The following is a 17,371-nucleotide window of genomic DNA, read 5'->3' as shown; positions in this document are numbered from 1 at the left end:
GTCGCAGGGGCGGGCGGCGCGCGAGCCGACCGCCCCGGGATGACGTCATCGCGGAGGAGGGATGCGCCTAGGCGGTCGCGGCCTTCTCCTTCGCCCAGCCGTCCACGAAGGCTGCCTGGACGCCGTCCCAGCCGGCGGTTCCGGCGGCATAGGCGGTCAGCGCGCTGGAGAGGCCCTTCTTCCATTCCTCGGAGGGAATGTGGACGAAGGCCCAGGTGACGGGCTCCTTGCCGTCCTCGACGGCCTTCTTGGCGATCTTGGCGAAGGGGTTGGCGGTCTCCTTGGCGGAATTGAAGGGGCAGGTGAAGCCCATGCCGTCGGCGAGGGCGGTGGTGCCCTTGTCGGAGGTGACGACCCAGTAGAGGAAGTCGAGGGTAGCCTGCTGGTCGTCGGCGGAGGCCTGGCTGTTCACGCACCAGTAGTTCTCGCCGCCGGAGCACATGCCCTGCTTCTCCTCGCCCGCAGCGCCGATGTAGAGGGGCAGCATGCCCAGCTTGTCGTCGCCCAGGGACTTGACGTCCTTGTAGGACCAGGTGCCGTTCTGGTAGAAGACGGCCTCGCCGTTCACGAACTCGTTGACCGCGTCGTCGCCGGTCTTGGAGGCGAGCTGAGCGGGGTCGACGGTGCTGTCGGTAATATAGAGGTCGAAGATGTCCTTGTAGTTGGGCAGGTAGGTGCCCTTGATGGCGTCGGTGTCCTCCTCGCCGTCGGCCTTGAGCTCGTAGTAGATGGGCATGTTGGCGAGGTGGGTTGTGTAGCGCCAGTTGGAGCTGGAGTCCATGCCCGCGCTGGTGAAGGCGCCCTTGACACCCAGCTCGTCCTTGCGGGCCTGGATGTCGTCGGCGACCTTCTTGAGGCTCGCGAAGCTGGTGATGTCAGACTCGGAGTAGCCCGCCTTCTGGAGCAGCTCCTTGTTGTAGATGATGCCGTAGTCCTCCTCGACGTAGTCGATGCCGTAGACCTTGCCGTCCGCCTTGAGCGCGAGGGCCGGGTTGCTCAGCTCGCCGTAGACCTGGCTGCCGCTGAGGTCGAGACAGTAGTCCTTCCAATTCTGCAGTCCCACGGGGCCGTTGACCTGGAAGAGGGTGGGGGCGGAGCTCTTGGACATCTCGCTCTGGAGCTTCTCCTCGTAGGTGTCGGACGCGGCGGTCACGACGGACACGGGAATGCCCGTCTCTTCCGTGTATGCCTTGGCCAGGGCCTGCCACTGCTCGTCCGCCTCGGGCTTGAAGTTGAGGTAGTAGACCGAGCCCTTCTTGGCGTCGCCACTGCCGGAGCTTGCGCTGCCGGCGTCGCCCGACTTGCCACAGCCCACGAGCGCGAGGCCAAGGAGCCCCGTCGCGCCCATGCCGATGAAGCCACGCCTGCTGATGTCGTTCGCCTTCATGTCTCTCTCCTCTTCAGCACCCGCACCGGCACGCCCTGGCACCGGCATCCGCACGTCCTGGGACGCCTTGCGTCCCTCTTGCCTAAGGACGCCTCGCGTCCCTCTTGACTGCAAATATAGCTAGCCTGTACTACTTGTTTGAACAACTTAGACCTGAACGGTCGATTCTGCCGATAAACGGACTAAACGAGCTTTAGTGGACGTCTAGCCTAGGCGGGGGCGGACCCTGTCGCGCTACCATCTTCTGCAGTTTTGGAAGCCCTGGGTTGGATGTGCGCGGCGTCCGTCGCCGCAGAGTTAGGCTAGGGTGCGCGACGCGGACGGCGAGACGAGCAGGGAGAGTGGCATGCCAAGGGCGATCTTCGAGGGGATCTACCGTGACCTCAAGGGCAAGATCCAGGAGGGGAGCTATGCCTACCAGGAGTTTCTTCCCCCCGAGAGCACCCTCACCGAGGAGTACGGCTGCTCCCGCAACGCCCTGAGGCGCGCCCTCTCGATGCTCGCGGACGACGCCTACGTGCAGCCCATGCACGGCCGTGGCGTGCGCGTCATCTGGCAGCGCAAGGACCACAGCACCCAGGGCGTGCTCGAGGGCGTGGAGTCCTTCGGCGAGTACGCACGACGCAACGGTCTCGAGCCCAGCACCTCGGTCAAGTCATTTGAACATGTTGTCTGCAGCGCGGGGCTCGCGCATCGCACGGGCTTCGCCGAAGGCACGGAGCTCCTGCGCGTCGTCCGCGTGAGGTCGCTCGACGGGGTGGCACGACAGGTGGACCACGACTACTTCCTGGCCTCCGCCGCCCCCGGCCTCACCGCAGAGGTGGCCGAGGAATCGGTCTACTCCTTCCTGGAGGAGCGACTGGGCATGCGCATCCTCACCAGCAGACGCAGCATCACGGTGCAGCTCGCCACGGACGAGGACTGCAGCTACCTCGAGCTCGGCCCCTACAACTGCGTGGCGGTGGTGGAGAGCCAGTCGTACAACTCCGACGGCGTGATGTTCGAGTACACGCAGGTCAGGCACCATCCGGACGCCTTCTGCTTCAACACGGTCTCGAGGCGCTAGGGGCAGGTCCGAGGGCGCGGGGGCGGAATCGGCGAAATCGGCGAAACTCCCCGCGCGGGAGGGTGGCGGCGTCCCCGCGAAACTTCCCGCGCGAGAGGACCGAAGTGGGTGGCTTGCGGAGGAGAGAAGCGCCCACAACGGGCTTGCGGCGGTTACTCTCACCCACATCGCCCCTGTGGCGGCAGGGAGGTCCACCCACATCATGTCTCCCGCGGCATGGCACATGAGCGAGAGGCGCGCGCAACCCCCGTATCGACGTCAGCCCTCGATGAGGTCGCAGAGGCGTTCGAGCACCGTTGCCACGGAGAGTCCCACCACGACCTGCAGGGCCTGTCCGCGGCGCATGACGCCGACGGCCCCGGCACACACGAACTCATCGTCCGCGGCAACGAGCGCAGGGTCTGCCACGCTCACGCGCAGGCGGGTGGCGCAGCAGCTCACGTCCTCCACGTTCTGCGGCCCTCCCAGGAGCTCGAGGAGGCGCGCCGCCAGCTCGTCTCGGTCGTCAGAGGGGACCGCCGGCTGCTCCATGCCGTGGAGCGAGCGGAAGGCGCCCTTGCTTCCAAGCTCGAACTCGGGCCCCACTCCCCTGCCGGGAGTCAGGAAGTCGAAGTGCAGGATGAGCGCACGGAACGTGACGAAGTACAGCAGGGCGAAGCAGACACCCACGCCAAGGGCCGCGAGGTAGGAGCCTCCGTGGGTGGCGGCGAGGGGGACGAAGTTGAAGGACGACATCTCTATCAGGCCACCCGAGAAGACACCGACGACCCCCAACAGGTTGATCGCCATCGAGAGCAGGGCCGCGAGGGCGGCGTGCATCACGAAGAGCGGCGGGGCCACGAAGAGGAAGGTGAACTCTAGCGGCTCCGTCACGCCGCAGAGCACGGCCGTGAGCGTGGCAGGCACGAGGAGCGCCAGGAGGCGTCGGCGGTTCTGGGGCCGGGCGGTGACGTACATGGCGGCGGCGATGCCCGGCGTCCCGAAGAGCTTGGACCAGCCCGTGGCCGTGATGGCGGCCCAGGGCGTGAGCTCCTTGAGCGGGGCCGTGCTGGCCGCGAGCTGGGGAAGGGCGTTGGCCCAGGCGGCATAGATGCCCCCGCCCACCACTACGTTGTCGTAGTATGCCGGCGCATAGAGGAGATGGTGCAGCCCAAAGGGGATGAGCACCCTCTCGAGGAAGACGAAGGCCCCCACCCCCAGCGTGCCCGCGCCAACGATGGCCGCCTGCAGCAGGCACATTCCTGCCTGGATGCGCGGCCAGACGAGCACCGCCACGCCGGCCAGGGGCAGCATGGCGCAGAACGAGAGCATGTACACGAAGGTCGAGCCCGAGAAGACGCCCAACCACTCCGGCAGACGGGTGTCGAAGAAGCGGTCGTGCAGGGCTATGACGATGCCCGAGACCACGAGGGCACCCACCATGCCCATGTCGAGGGTCTTGATTCCCGCCACGAGCGCGAGGCCGGAGGCGCCGCCCGGCTCGGCGGCGAAGTCGACGCCCAGCTCCGGACCCCAGGCGCCTAGGATCGCACTGACGAAGTAGTTGAAGCTGAGGTAGCCGACGAGCGCCTCCATGCAGCAGCGGCTCGCCTGCTTGCGGGCGAGCCCTATGGGCAGCGATGCCGCAAAGAGCAGGGGGAGCTGGTTGAAGACGGTCCAGCCGCCGGCGAGGACGACCCGTCAGAACTGTCCCCAGGCACTGGACTCCGCGGCGAGGGGACCCATGAGGCTGGACGTGGTGAAGAGCGTGCCAAGGCCTATGACCACCCCCGCGAAGGTGAAGAGCATCACGGGAACGAACATGGTGCCGCCGAAGCGCTGGATCGCCTTCATCATGAGCCGCCGGCCCCCTGCCCCTGGCGCGTCCGACCCCTGTGCCCGGACGTCCACACCTCGAACATAGCATGGGGAGAGGCCCGTCGGCACGAACTCGCGAATCGCAACGACGACGCGCGGCGAGCGGACCGGTCGGCACGTCCTGGCACGTCCTGACACGTCCAGGCAGGAGCGCCCATGCCCGTCTGGCGGACCGTCTGCCCAGCTGCTACAATCTGCCTGCTACACCTTGCTTGCGTGACTGGGGCGAAGCAAGCCCAGCGCGGCGAGCGCACTGGGGTATCGTCCAACGGTTAGGACACGGGTTTTTGGTGCCTGGAATGTGGGTTCGAATCCTACTACCCCAGCCAACGCGGCATCGGCGGCGGAGGGAAGGCCTCTCTCCGCCGCCTTTTTTGTTTCCTTTTGCCCCCCCGCCCGTCCGCACGATGTGCCCCTGCCCGCACGCACGGTGCCACCATGGACGGGACGAAACGGCAAGGCGAGAGGAGCGCGGCATGCGCATGTTCAAGAACGACTACTCCGAGGGCGCGGCACCCCAGATCCTGGACGCCCTCGTTCGCAGCAACGACGAGCAGTGCGTGGGATACACCGAGGGAGACTCTCACTGCGAGCGGGCCCGCGAGCTCATTCGCGCCGAGGTGGGCCGCGACGACGTGAATGTGGAGTTCTGCATCGGCGGCACCTCGGCTAACGTCGTGGGCGTGACCGGCATGCTGCACGACTGGGAGGGCGTCATCTGCACCAAGGACGCCCACATCAACGTGCACGAAACCGGCGCCATCGCCGCCTGTGGACGCACCGTGCTACCCACCCAGGACGCAGACGGCTTCCTCTCGGTAGAGCAGGCCGAGCAGGTGTACGCGCGACAGACCCTCACCGGGCGGCACATGACCCTTCCCAAGTTGGTCTACATCACCAACTCGACCGAGTTCGGGGGCGTGTGGAGTCGCGAGCGCTTCGACGCCATCTGCGACTGGGCCCAGGGGCACGAGCTCAAGGTCTTCGTCGACGGGGCGCGGCTGGGCAGCGCCCTCACCAGCGAGGGCAACGACCTCAGCCTGACGCACATCGCCGAGCGCGCGAGTGCCTTCTACATCGGCGGAACCAAGAACGGCATGCTCTTCGGCGAGGCGATGGTCATCGCCGACCCCGAGCTCAAGCGGAGCTTCCCCTATCTGGTGAAGGAGAGGGGCGGCCTCATGGCCAAGGGACGCCTCCTGGGCGTTCAGTTCGAGGCAGCCTTCGAGCGCGACGGGAGCGGGGAGGCCCTCTACTGGAGGCTGGCACGGCAGGCCAACACGTGCGCGGCGCGCCTCAGGGAGGGCATGGCCGGGCTGGGCTTCAGGAGCTACCTGGACTCCCCCACCAACCAGCAGTTCTTCGTGGTCTCGCCCGAGCAGGCGCGCGCCTTCGACGAGGCCGTCGGCTCCGAGACCTTCGCCGTCCTGCCCACGGGCGAAGAGGTCATCCGCTTCGTCTGCTCCTGGGCCACGCGACAGGAGGACGTGGACGAGCTGTTGGGGTTTGCTGCGACCCTGGCGTAGCTGTTGGGCGCAGCGGCCGCGAGGGCGTGCTCTTCTCCGCAGCGATGGCGTCTCGCACGTGCGAGGCACGCAGCGATAGCGCCCGGCGCGCGTCTCTCGGCGCCGGCGGCGTCACGCGCACGTCTCTCGGCGCCGTGCACGCCGAGCGCGTGCGACGGCAGCTCGACGACGTCAAATGCGTCTCTCTCCGCATCGAGAGCGTCGAACACGTCTCCGTTTGCACCGAGAGCGCCCAACGCGCGCGGCGGCGTCGCGCCAACTGGGGCGATGCGGAGCGACAAGACGCGTTGGACGTTTTCGCGCTAATTCGAGACGCGCTGGACGTTGTCGAACAGGAGAGAGACGCATTAGACGTTTTCGGGCGCGCCAGGGACGCGCCGGACGTTGTCGAACAGGCGCGAGACGCATCCGGCGACGTCAACGCTGGACGCGAGGCGCGTCATGCACGCTCAACGCCGCAGGATCCTGGGGGCGGGAGCCCGTTCGGGCCCAGTCCGAAGCCTAGCCCAATCGCCAGCCCTCGGCCTGGGCACGTGCCTCCACGAAGTCGCGGTAGAGCCCCTCTCGCTCCAGAAGCTCCCGGTGCGTGCCCCGCTGCACTATGCGACCCTGGTCCATGACCAGGATCTGGTCGGCCTGCTCCACCGTGGGCAGGCGGTGCGCGATGACCACGACGGTCTTGTCGCGCGTCAGCTCCGTGAGCGCGAGCTGCACCAGCCTCTCGTTCTCGGGGTCCATGCTGGCGGTCGCCTCGTCGAGGATGACGATGGGAGCGTCCTTGAGCAGGGCTCGCGCGATGGAGACGCGCTGGCGCTCGCCGCCCGAGAGGGCACTCCCACCCTCTCCCACCACCGTGTCGTAGCCCTGCGGCAGCTGGCTCACGAACTCGTCGCACCGCGCGCGCCGCGCCGCCTTGACCACCTGCTCGTGCGTGGCCCCCTCGCACCCGAAGGCGATGTTCGCCTCTATCGTGTCGTCGAAGAGGTAGACGTCCTGGAACACCATCGAGAAGTTCTGCAGAAGGCTGTCGCAGGTGAACTCGCGCACGTCGTGTCCGCCCACGCACACCCTGCCGGAGTCGACGTCCCAGAAGCGCGCCATGAGGCTCGAGACGGTGGTCTTGCCCGAGCCGCTCGGCCCCACAATCGCGCAGGTCGATCCCTCCGGGACGTCCAGGCTCACGTCGTGCAGCACCTCTCGTCTGACGCCGTCGCGTCCCTCGTACGAGAAGCTCACGTGCTCGAGGCGTATGTCGTGGCGCTCCGGCACCACGTCCCGCCCGTCCCCGTCGATGAACGGGGCCTTCTCTATGCGCTCCAGGCGGTCGAGCACGTCATCGAGGTCGGCGAACATGTGGGCGGCGTCGGTCAGCCGTCCGATGGCACCGAAGATGGTGGTCGAGAAGAGCGCTATGCCCACGAAGCTCCAGAGCGGCACCTCCCCCGCCAGCGCCCCTGCGGCGGCGACCCCCAGCAGCGCCACCGAGGCGACTTCCAGGATGCCCTTGTGCAGCGCGTTGATGGGCGTGAAGGCCTTCTCTATGGAGACGCGCGTGTCGCTCAGTGCGTCGACGTCGTCCGAGAAGGGCCTCAGCACGGCACCCGCATGTCCGTAGGACTTCGCCATGCCCAGCCCCCTGAAGAGCTCCACGACCGAGCCGGACAGACGCTCCTGGTCGGCATGCGCCCGGGCGGCGAGGCGGGCGCTCGCGCGGTTGACCGCCCTCAGGGTGGGGAGGGTAGCCAGGACGGCGCACACCGACACCATGCCGCACCAGGGTCTCACCGAGAAGAGCCACGCCGTGATGACCGCGGCAGAGAGGTAGCCGCCCACCGCGGCGTCGGCCTGGCGCACGCCCTCCAGCTCGAGGGTCGAGAGGTTGGTGGTCACGGTCGAGAGTATGTCACCTGTGCTCACCCGCGAGAAGTATCCCAGGGGCACGCGCTTGAGCACGTCGCCGACCTCTATGCGGACCTCCGGCGCGCGCTCGTAGCCCACGCTCTCCTGGATGCGGTTCTTCGCGTAGGAGACCGCGAAGCGCAGGAGCACGCAGGCCAGGATCGCGAGCGCGCTCTGCCACACCAGGGAGGGGTCGAGCGGGGCTCCTCCCTGGGCGTCCTCGACCACACGCCCCATGGTAAGCGCCGCCACGAAGGCGGGCGACGCGATGGCGATCGCGCTCAGGACAGAGATGGCCATGCCCAGGTAGACGCGCCAGCCATACGAGCCACACCACGCGACGATCCTCCTGATGACCCTCAGCATGACCGGTCATCCCCCTTCTTGTCCGACGCTTCCGATGGGGCCGCCGCACCGCGGGACCCCGCTGCACCGCGCGACCCCGCCGCCCAGGAGCTGGCCCCCACGTGCGCCTGCCACATGCCCCGATACAGCTCGCAACCCTCCAGGAGCTGCTCGTGGGTGCCACGCGCAACTATCGCCCCCTCGCTCACCACGGCGATCTGGTCCGCCCCCGTGATGGTCGAGAGGCGGTGCGCGATGACCACCAGGGTCTTTCCCCTGGCCAGACGGGCCACCGAGGCCTGAATGCGCGCCTCGTTCTGGGGGTCGGCGAAGGCAGTCGCCTCGTCGAAGACGACGATCGGCGCGTCCTTGAGAATCGCCCGCGCGATGCAGATGCGCTGCCGCTCCCCGCCCGAGAGGGCATGGCCCGCCTCGCCCGCCGGCGTCTGCCACCCCTGGGGCAGGCGAGAGACGAACTCCTCGCAGCTCGCGGCCCGTGCGGCAGCCAGGACCTCCTCGTCCGTGGCGCCCGGCCTCCCCAGGCGCACGTTGTCGAGCAGGGTCCCTGCCAGCAGGTAGTCGTCCTGCGACACGTAGCTCACCAGCTCCGAGAGCTGGTCGAGCGGCATGTCGCGCACGTCTCGCCCACCTATGCGCACCGAGCCCGCAGTGACGTCCCAGTGGCGGGCGACGAGCCGCGCGATGGTCGACTTGCCCGAGCCGGAGGGGCCAACCAGGGCCAGGAACTCGCCCTCCCCCACCTCCAGGTCGACGCCGTGCAGCACCTCGTCGCGACCTTCCCCGTACGAGAAGCGCACGCCCTCGAGGACGAGTCCCCGCCCCCGCACGTCCGCACGGGCGCTGGGCTGGGGGAGCTCGGGAAGGTCGAGGAACTCCCTCGCGTCCGCGATGGCGTAGGAGACGTTGTTGGCGACGTTGAAGCTGGCGCCCAGGTAGGTGACGGGCATGACCACGGCCAGGGCGAGCACGCAACAGAGGGCGAACTGGGCGGCGTCGAGACTGCCTTCGAGGTAGAGCGCAAGGCCGGCGGGCACCACGCCCAGGAGCGTGGTGGGAATGACCGCCAGGGCGAGGTTCTGCGTGACCCAGGTCGCCTTGAACCATCCCAGCGTGTAGTCGCGAAACGCCCGCACGGCGTCCGCATAGCGCCTGTAGGACCCCGAGGTCTGGTTGAAGGCCTTCACCACGCGGATGCCCTCTATGTACTCGACCATCACGCTGTTGACGTGGTCGCTCGCCTCCATGTAGCCGGCGTACATCCTGTTGTAGCTGGCAAAGCCGCTCGCGAACACGAGGAAGCCCACGGGGACGGTCGCCGCGCAGGCCAGGGCCATGCGCCAGTCCACCGCCCACAGCCACGCGAGGATGCCCAGCGAGAGCAGCAGGTTGCCCGTGAGCTCGGGGATCATGTGGGCGAGAGGCACCTCGATGGACTCGATGCGGTCCACGAGCAGGTTTTTGAGCGATCCCACGCCCTTGGAGGTGGCGGTGCCCAGCGACGCGCGCATGAGCTTCCTCGCCACGTCGTGGCGCAGGTCGGCCAGGATGGTGTAGGCGGAGATGTGCGAGAGGAGCGTGGAGCCCGCGAAGAGCAGGCGTGTGGCGACGTGGGCCACGACCGCCACGACGAGCCAGGGCACGACCCCGTCCCAGCCGCCCCCCAAGAGCACCACGTCGAGCACGCGATAGATCGCATAGTAGGGCACCAGTCCCGCCCCCACGCTCAGGAGCGAGAGCAGCACCGAGGCCGCCATCTTGCCCCGGCAGCGTCCGGCGTACGAGAGGAGCGTGGAGACCCAGCCACTCGTGTCCCTTCTCCGTCCCTTTCCGCCCCCACCGTCAGGGACGCCAATCCTGCCACCGCTTCCGCTGGCCTCTGCCATACAGGCACCTCCATCGCCTCAGGAAGCCCGCCGACGTCTGCGGCGGGACAAGGAATCCGTCCTGACAGGGAACTCTATGTGCTTGGAGCTGGCACTTCCGCCCCATGTGGCCTCGAATGGCCCGTCCGGACAGGAAAGTTCCCGGGCCTGTGCCGCGACACGTGCCCTACTGCCCCCGGCGGTAGGACGTGGGGGTGAGCCCCATGACCGCCTTGAAGGCCGCGGTGAACTTGGACGGGCTGTCGTAGCCCACCTGGGCGCCGATGGCCGCGACGGACAGCTTGCCGGACCGCAGCAACGCGGCCGCCCGCTCCATGCGATACGAGCGCAGGTAGGCATAGGGCGGCAGGCCGAAGACGCCCTTGAAGCAGGCCTTGAAGGCCGTCGTCGGCATGCCGACGCAAGCCGCCAGCTCTCCCACGGTATGGATGCTCATGAGGTCCGCCACCATGATGCGGCGGGCCTCCTTGACCTTCTGCACCTGCGCGCACGTGAAGTACTCGACGGCCTGGCAGGACTCGTCGTACTCCAGCTGCGAGAGCAGGAGCAGCAGCTCGAGCGCCCGGAGGCGGGCGAAGGGCCTGCGGATGGCCGGGCGCACGTGGTAGAGACCCGCGAAGACCTCCTCCGCCTCCGTGAAGTCATGCAGCACGTAGGGGCTCCCCCCGCGGCAGAATCGGCGGCGGAGCTCCGAGACGTCCGGGGCCTGGTCCCCGAGAGCCTCCCTCACGCCGTCGCTGCAGGCCGCGACGTCGAAGCCGATGCTGATGCCGTGGTAGTGCTCGACGGGGAAGACGTAGTTCCCCGCATGGTGCGAGATGTCGTCGAGCTTGAGGTCACCCGCCGAGGTGTAGGAGTAGGTCCCGCCGGGCATGAGCTGCTCGAGGCGCCCCTCGCGGCAGTGGTTGACGCTCAGGTAGTCGGAGCTCCGCGAGAACCCCGAGTAGCACTCGGCCATGTGGAAGTCGTTGTAGGTGAGAATGACGCCGGGCATGACCTCGTAGAAGAGCATCGACCCCGTGCCGGAATCGCTCTTCACCGTGATGCGGCAGCCCTCCCCCTCCCTGCTCACGCTCATGTTGTCGGCCTGGTCGAGCTCGTCCATCAGGAGCCGCATCGCGTCGTCCCCGTCACCCCGCCATTCCATCGCCCCGTCCCTCCAGCCTGAAGACCCGGTCGCAGCACCTGTCAAGAAGCTCCCAGTCGTGCGTCGCCACGAGCACGGCCGTCCCCGCGTCAGCGAGCCTCCTCATGAGGGCGCTCACCTCGATCATGTGACCGAGGTCCAGGCCACTCGTCGGCTCGTCGAAGAGTGCGACGGGCCTGCCCGAGAGCATCGCGCAGGCTATTGCCAGGCGCTGCTTCTGACCGCCGGAGAGCGACATGGGGTGTCGCTCGGCGAGGTCCGTGAGGTCCAGCGACCGGAGCACGGCGTCGACGCCACCGTACTCCCCACGGTCGTCCAGGTCCCCGCGCGCCCGGCAGGAGAGCTCGCACTCCCCGCGCACGCTGTCGCTGAACAGCTGGTGGTTGACGTCCTGCATGACCATGGAGCAGCGCCTGCGCCGCCTGCGCCCCGACTGCGGGACGCCGTCGAGCGTCACGCGGCCCTGGGTCCGTCGCTCGAGGCCGGCCAGGGCGCGCAGGAGGGTGGACTTGCCGGCGCCGTTGGCACCCACGATTCCCGTGACCATGCCACGGGGAGCGTCGAGGCTCAGGGGAGAGAAGACCTGCCTGCCATGACGCAGCACGGAGAGGCCGCGAAGGGAGAGGCCCTCTCCCAGCGCCGGGGCGTCCTCGGACGGCACCGGGGCCACGTGGGGCGCGGGGACCTGGCTCGGCAGCGTCGCCCTCAGCCCCAGGGCCAGCCTCTCTCCCTCGGTGAGGGAGGCGAGCTCGCCCGCGCCCATCTCTCGCACGATGCGTCCGTCCTCGACCAGGAGCGCCCTGGTGACGAGGTCAGAGAGGAAGGCCAGGCGATGCTCGGCCACCACGACGGTCTTGCCCCGCGCGAGGACGGCGGCGATCTGGTCGTGGAGCACCGACGTCGCCCGTTCGTCCAGGTTGGCGGTGGGCTCGTCCAGGACGTAGAGCTCCGGGTCGGCCACGGCGACGGAGGCGAACACGAGCGCCTGCCTCTCTCCCCCGCTCATGCGGGACACGTCGCGGTCCAGGAGGCGTTCCAGACCCATGTCCGACACCACCTCGCGCACGCGCGCGGCGATGCGGGCCGCGTCGGTCCCGCGGTTCTCGAGGCCGAAGGCGAGCTCGTCGGTCGACGTGAGGTGGTAGAACTGGGACCTCGGGTTCTGGAAGACGGATCCGACCACGCGCGCGAGCTCCCAGGTCTCGCACGACAGGGGCTCCATGCCCAGGACGCGTAGCTCGCCCGTGCGCTCGAGCCCCGGCTCGAGCGCGGGGACGAGGCCGTTCATGCACTTGGTGAGGGTGGTCTTGCCGGAGCCGGAGCGCCCGCAGAGCAGGACGCACTCGCCGGGCCCGACGTCGAGGCACACGTCCGCCAGGAGGGCCCTCTTTCCTGCGAGGCAGCCGACGTCCCGCAGCGACGCCACGGGGACCGGCGCGCTCACAGGAGCACCCCGCTGCGCACCACGGCCACCGCGAGCGCCGCCGATGCGAGCGCAGCCCAGTCGGCCATGCGCATGCGCAGGCCCTCGGTGTCCGTCACGCGCGAGGGGTCCTCGATGCCCCGGCACACCGCCGCACGCGAGAGGTCGTCGGCCGTGTTGGTGGCGCAGACCATGAGGGGCACCACGAAGGCCTCGAGGCGCTCGAGAGGAGGGATGTCGCGCAGGGCCATGGCGTCGCGGATGTGGCCGGCGTCCCGCACGAGAGTCGGGAAGTAGCGCAGGGTGGTGGAGAACGGAATGATGAGGGGCTCGGGCGCATGCAGGGCACGCAGCGCTGCTGCGGCGCGATGCACGCTGCACTCCGCGACGATGAGGGCGCAGCACATGCCGCACAGGAAGACGGAGCGTGCAAGCGAGAGGGAGTAGGTGAACGCCGAGACGAACACGATGCCCAGCCGGGCCAGCACGAGGTCGAGCGTAGCGACCACGACGACATACGTCACGACGGAGCGCGCGGCGAGCGCCGCATGTCCGCAGGCCGCCTGGAGGAGGGCAAGCACAAGGACGAGGGTCGCCTCGAGCCACAGGGGAAGCCCGAGGAACGAGAGCAGCGTCGAAGCCACGAGGAGCCCCAGGAGCGTGCGCGGGTCGAGCCTCAGGAGCCCGCCGCGCCCCTCTCCCCCATGCCCCTGCCGCGAACGCGAGGTGGCAGGGAGTCCCACTATACGAGCCCCGCCCTCTCGAAGTGCTTCCTGAACAGCGCGCGCGTGAGCAGGGAGCCAAGGCACGCGCACGCGACGGTCGCCCCTATGCAGGCCGCCATCCAGATGGGGTCGGAGACCGAGACGAGCTGCGCGACGTACTCGGCCGGCATGCCCGCCTGCGCGATGTGGGCCGCGAAGGCGTCGTGGAAGAGCCAGATGGGCAGGGGCGACCCCAGCCAGCCCAGGGAGAAGAACGCGAAGGCGACGGCGTTGCCCAGGTAGCGCTCGTAGTGGGTCAGGTAGCGCGCGAGCTCCGCCAGGAGAGCGCCGCCCACGAAGAGCCCCACGATGAGGGGCGTGAAGCTGCCTGTGAGGGTGATGAGGCACATCACCGAGCCCATGATGAGGATGGCGAAGGGCTTCCGCACGCGCGAACACAGCAGCATGAAGGGAACGGACCCCAGGATGGCTGCCATGGCGGGGAAGAACGCCCAGACCATGGGGTGGATGCCCGAGACGAACATGGGAATCATGGTCAGCGCGAAGTAGAGGGCCGTGAAGATGCCGATGGTTATGAGGTCGCGCCCCTTGAGGCCCAGGTCTGTGGAGGGGGTGGTGGAGGCGGCGCCGGCGTTTGCGTCGCCGTTTGCGGGTATGCGTGCGCTCATGAGTCTTCCTTTCCGAGAAGCCCTGCGAGCCAGCCCGATGGGACTCGCAAGGAGTTAGCTTAGGGTTACTGTTGGAAGAGCGTAGCATCTTGCCTCGCACCTCCCTAGTCCGTTAGGACGCGAATGGTCCATTTGGACAGGAAGCGCGAGTAGCTCGCACGCGGAGGCGCTACGAGTTACTTCCTCGTTCTCCGCCGCGGGGCCTGTCGCGGGGCGTCCGACGCGTGCGGAGGCTGTCGCGGGGGCGCCCGACGCGTGCCACTCGACGCCGGCGGCGTTTCGTGCGCGCCACTCGACGCCGTGCACGCCGAACGCGTGCGATGGCGCCTCTGCGACGTCCAATGCGCCTCTCTCCGCGTCGAGAGCGCCGAACGCGTCTCCGCTTGCGCCGAAAGCGCCCAACGCGCGCGACTGTCGCGCGCCAACTGGGGCGATGCGGAGCGACAAGATGCGTTGGACGTTGTCGCGCTAATTCGAGACGCGCCGGACGTTGTCGCGCGAACTCGAGACGCGTTGGACGTTGTCGAGCAGGCGAGAGACGCGTTAGACGTTGTCGGGCGCGCCAGGGACGCGCTGGGCGTTGTCGGACGTTGTCGAACAGGCGAGAGACGCGCCGGACGTTGTCGCGCGAACGCGAAGACGCGCCGGACGTTGTCGCGCGAACGCGAAGACGCACCGGGCGTTGTCGACGCTGGACGAGAAACGCGTCGGACGCTGTCGAGCGAGCGGCCGCAGGCCCGAAGCCGAGCCCCTCTCGCCCAGCCCCTGCCCTGCCTGCCCTACGCGCTCTTCATGATCACGGAGCGCACGACGCCCGCCGCGGCGTCGCAGGCGTCCAGGCAGCCCTCCATGCGGTCGAAGACGCGCATCCAGCCCACCACGTGGCCGCGACGCGCCTCGTCCAGGGTGTCGTCATGGAAGAGGTTGCGCAGGCCCTGCTCGTAGACGTTGTCGCCCTCGTCCTCGATGTTGCCCACGGCGATGGCCTTCTCCATGACCACGGGGTCGCTCTTGTAGTCGGACAGGTGGTCGAACATCACGCAGAGCTCCTTGATGGCCTGCAGGGTGAGCTCGGCCATCTGCCGCGCCTCGACGCGGGTGCCACTCATGTTGAAGAGGTCCAGACCCGTGCAGACGCCCTCGATGTAGTCCACGATGTCATCCATCTTGAGGGCCAGGTCAGAGATATCGTTGCGATCGAAGGGGGTGATGAAGGAGGCATAGAGCTCCTTCATGATCTTGCGCACGTGCTCGTCCGAGCACCCCTCGTGGAGCTTCATGGCGGGAATCATGGTGATGGAGTCGGGGTAGCCCTCGACGAACTTCACGTAGTCCTCGGCGGTGGCAAGGATCTCGGTCGAGAAGTCTCTCAGCAGGGTGTAGAACGGGTCTTCCTTCTTGATGCGAGCCATGTCCCTCTCTTTTCTGCGCGTGGTCCGTTGGTCGTTGGAGGCCCGGCTGCCGCTCGGGCCACCGGTCAATGCGTGCCCCTAGAAGAGCACAAGGAAGAGCCGGGCGAGGAGGTACCCGATGAGCCCGCAGCCCGGGAAGGTGAATACCCAGGTCAGGACCATGTCCTTGGCGATCGCCCAGTTGACGGAGCGGACATTCTCGGCCGCTCCGGCACCCATGATGGCCGCCGTCTTGGTGTGCGTGGTCGAGACGGGAAGGCCTGTGAGCGTGGCGACGAGCAGTGACGCCGTGGCGCTGATGGACGCGGCGAAGCCCTGGTACTTGTCCAGCTGCACCATGCTCATGCCCACGGTCTTGATGATCTTCTTGCCACCCACGGCGGTGCCCAGGGCCATGACGCCGGCGCAGAGCACCTCGATCCACAGGGGGAAGCCGCCCACGTCCGAGACGCCCATGTTCGCGGCGAGCGCGATCGCCACCATGGCGGTGGACATGAACTTCTGGCCGTCCTGGGCACCGTGCATGAGGGCCACGCCCGCGGCGCCGACCACCTGCATGCGGCCGAAGAAGTCGTTGGCGCGACGGCGGTCGGCGTTCCTGCAGGCGATGGGGATGACCTTCGCTATGCCCCAGCCTGCCAGGTAGCCCAGGACGGTGGAGAGGACCAGGCCATAGATGACCTTGGCCCACTCGCCCATGTTGACGCCTCCCAGGCCCCCGTGCACGGCGAGCGCCGCACCGGTGAGGCCGGCGATGAGGGCGTGGCTCTCTGAGGTGGGGATGCCGAAGATCCACGCGCCGACGCCCCAGGCCACGATGCCCACCGTCGCGGCGGCGAGCGCTATGAGGGCGGCGTGGGTGTCTCCGCCGAAGTCGACCATGCCGCTCATGGTGTCTGCCACGGCGGTGGAGATGAACGACATCGCCACCAGGCCCACGAAGTTGCAGACGACGCTCATGGCGATGGCCTCGTTGACGCCGATCGACCGCGTGCCCACGGGCTCGGCGATGGCGTTTGCGGCGTCCGTCGACCCGTTGACGAAGATGGTGCCCAGGATGAGCACCATCACGACCGCCAGGAAGGGGTTCGAGGCGAGTATCTGCAGGAATTGGGGGAAGCTGATCATGGGTCACCCTTCTGTCGGGTCAGGCAGACGCAGGCGGCGCAAGGCGGCCAGCTCAACCGCCCTGGTGACCTGGAGGTGTAACCATGCCCCAGCGGCACCAGGTCAGATTATATAGCCTCGGGACGGACCGTCGCGCCAAGGACCGCAAATGCAGGGACGTCCCCGAGGACGGCTAGAGTGAGCAGGACCAACGCAGGTTCTCGTCGTCCGCCTGGGCCACCACATCGGGGACGAGCGAGAGGCGCCCGGCCTCCCAGCAGCGGTGCTCGCGCACGACGGAGGCGGGGACGCCGGCCACGGTCACGTCGTCGGGCACGTCGTGGAGCACCACGGCGCCGGCCCCGACCTTGGAGCCGTTGCCTATGCGAATGTCGCCCAGGATGGTGGCGCGCGCTCCGACCATGACGTTGTTGCCCAGGGTGGGATGCCGCTTGCCCGCATGCTTGCCCGTCATGCCCAGGGTGACGCCCTGGTAGAGCATCACGTCGTCGCCTATCACCGCCGTGGCGCCGATAACCACGCCCATGCCGTGGTCTATGACGAAGCGGCGGCCTATTGTCGCAGCGGGGTGGATCTCGACCCCGAGGCGACGGCGCGTGCGCTGCGAGAGGTAGGTGGCAAGCCTGCGCGCACCGTGCTCCCAGAGCCAGTGGTTGCGCCGGTACGACCACACAGCATGCAGGCCCGTGGCAAAGAGGACGACGTCGCGGGCGGAGGTCGCACTGGGGTCGCGGTCGAGCACCGCCTGGACGTCCTCGCGCAGACGCTCGCGCAGGGTCAGGCGCGGCCGGTCCTGCGCGGCGGCGCCAGACGCCACGGACCCGCGGGTACCGGCGAGCTGGTGGCCTGCCTCTATAAGTTCCATGATGTCCCTCTCCCCCGAC

Annotated in this window: 14 protein-coding genes, 1 tRNA gene and 1 pseudogene; 3 read left to right on the top strand and 13 right to left on the bottom strand. The window is 68.2% G+C overall.

Annotated elements, in window-relative coordinates:
• Window positions 1–67: 67 nt before the first annotated feature.
• Window positions 68–1,387 (bottom strand): ABC transporter substrate-binding protein, encoded by a 1,320-nt coding sequence (locus tag Q5923_RS04970; protein WP_303132525.1) that lies wholly within the window; start codon window positions 1,385–1,387, stop codon window positions 68–70.
• A 346-nt stretch (window positions 1,388–1,733) separates the two neighbouring features.
• Between Q5923_RS04970 and Q5923_RS04965 the strand changes: the two genes are divergently transcribed.
• Window positions 1,734–2,453: a GntR family transcriptional regulator gene (locus Q5923_RS04965; RefSeq protein WP_009278586.1), complete on the top strand. Its 720-nt coding sequence runs from the start codon at window positions 1,734–1,736 to the stop codon at window positions 2,451–2,453.
• Between the two features lie 258 nt (window positions 2,454–2,711).
• On the opposite strand, the gene Q5923_RS04960 is transcribed toward Q5923_RS04965, so the two are convergent.
• The 3 genes and pseudogenes from Q5923_RS04960 to Q5923_RS04950 form a co-directional block, all read right to left on the bottom strand.
• Entirely contained in the window at window positions 2,712–2,984 is a 273-nt protein-coding gene (locus Q5923_RS04960) for a PTS transporter subunit EIIB (RefSeq protein ID WP_232202877.1), read from the bottom strand.
• Window positions 2,985–3,266: 282 nt separating this feature from the next.
• Window positions 3,267–4,106 (bottom strand): annotated as a pseudogene (locus Q5923_RS04955) (PTS transporter subunit EIIC); the annotation flags it as partial.
• Window positions 4,107–4,133: 27 nt separating this feature from the next.
• On the bottom strand, window positions 4,134–4,289 hold the full coding sequence (locus Q5923_RS04950; RefSeq protein ID WP_231782284.1) for a hypothetical protein: 156 nt from the start codon (window positions 4,287–4,289) through the stop codon (window positions 4,134–4,136).
• A 275-nt stretch (window positions 4,290–4,564) separates the two neighbouring features.
• Here Q5923_RS04950 and Q5923_RS04945 point away from each other — a divergent pair.
• Window positions 4,565–4,639 (top strand) — tRNA-Gln (locus Q5923_RS04945).
• A 147-nt stretch (window positions 4,640–4,786) separates the two neighbouring features.
• Window positions 4,787–5,836, top strand: coding sequence for a low specificity L-threonine aldolase (locus Q5923_RS04940; RefSeq protein ID WP_303132522.1), 1,050 nt, complete (start codon window positions 4,787–4,789; stop codon window positions 5,834–5,836).
• Between the two features lie 501 nt (window positions 5,837–6,337).
• On the opposite strand, the gene Q5923_RS04935 is transcribed toward Q5923_RS04940, so the two are convergent.
• From Q5923_RS04935 to cysE, 9 genes are all read right to left on the bottom strand, one after another.
• Window positions 6,338–8,101 (bottom strand): ABC transporter ATP-binding protein, encoded by a 1,764-nt coding sequence (locus Q5923_RS04935; RefSeq protein ID WP_303132520.1) that lies wholly within the window; start codon window positions 8,099–8,101, stop codon window positions 6,338–6,340.
• The gene (locus Q5923_RS04930; protein ID WP_303132518.1) at window positions 8,095–9,984 is read right to left on the bottom strand and encodes an ABC transporter ATP-binding protein; all 1,890 of its coding nucleotides are present in this window, start codon (window positions 9,982–9,984) and stop codon (window positions 8,095–8,097) included. The genes Q5923_RS04935 and Q5923_RS04930 overlap by 7 nt, the downstream gene beginning before the upstream one ends.
• Window positions 9,985–10,150: 166 nt before the next feature.
• Window positions 10,151–11,131: an AraC family transcriptional regulator gene (locus tag Q5923_RS04925; protein ID WP_303132516.1), complete on the bottom strand. Its 981-nt coding sequence runs from the start codon at window positions 11,129–11,131 to the stop codon at window positions 10,151–10,153.
• Window positions 11,115–12,575 (bottom strand): ABC transporter ATP-binding protein, encoded by a 1,461-nt coding sequence (locus tag Q5923_RS04920; RefSeq protein ID WP_009278578.1) that lies wholly within the window; start codon window positions 12,573–12,575, stop codon window positions 11,115–11,117. The genes Q5923_RS04925 and Q5923_RS04920 overlap by 17 nt, the downstream gene beginning before the upstream one ends.
• Entirely contained in the window at window positions 12,572–13,297 is a 726-nt protein-coding gene (locus tag Q5923_RS04915; RefSeq protein ID WP_303132513.1) for an energy-coupling factor transporter transmembrane component T, read from the bottom strand. Before Q5923_RS04915 ends, Q5923_RS04920 begins: the two co-directional genes overlap by 4 nt.
• Window positions 13,297–13,947, bottom strand: a complete 651-nt coding sequence (locus tag Q5923_RS04910; RefSeq protein WP_009278576.1) for an MptD family putative ECF transporter S component — start codon at window positions 13,945–13,947, stop codon at window positions 13,297–13,299. The genes Q5923_RS04915 and Q5923_RS04910 overlap by 1 nt, the downstream gene beginning before the upstream one ends.
• Before the next feature lie 779 nt (window positions 13,948–14,726).
• The gene (locus Q5923_RS04905; RefSeq protein WP_009278574.1) at window positions 14,727–15,359 is read right to left on the bottom strand and encodes a DUF47 domain-containing protein; all 633 of its coding nucleotides are present in this window, start codon (window positions 15,357–15,359) and stop codon (window positions 14,727–14,729) included.
• Between the two features lie 78 nt (window positions 15,360–15,437).
• Window positions 15,438–16,487, bottom strand: coding sequence for an inorganic phosphate transporter (locus Q5923_RS04900; protein ID WP_303132510.1), 1,050 nt, complete (start codon window positions 16,485–16,487; stop codon window positions 15,438–15,440).
• A gap of 172 nt (window positions 16,488–16,659) precedes the next feature.
• Window positions 16,660–17,352, bottom strand: coding sequence for a serine O-acetyltransferase (gene cysE / locus Q5923_RS04895; RefSeq protein ID WP_009278571.1), 693 nt, complete (start codon window positions 17,350–17,352; stop codon window positions 16,660–16,662).
• Window positions 17,353–17,371 lie beyond the last annotated feature (19 nt).

Origin of the sequence: uncultured Olsenella sp. (assembly GCF_959602185.1) — a bacterium.
GTDB classification, from domain to species: Bacteria; Actinomycetota; Coriobacteriia; order Coriobacteriales; family Atopobiaceae; genus Olsenella_I; species Olsenella_I phocaeensis.
Note: the sequence above shows the minus strand (reverse complement) of the source record. Positions and strands in the feature narration are given on the sequence as shown.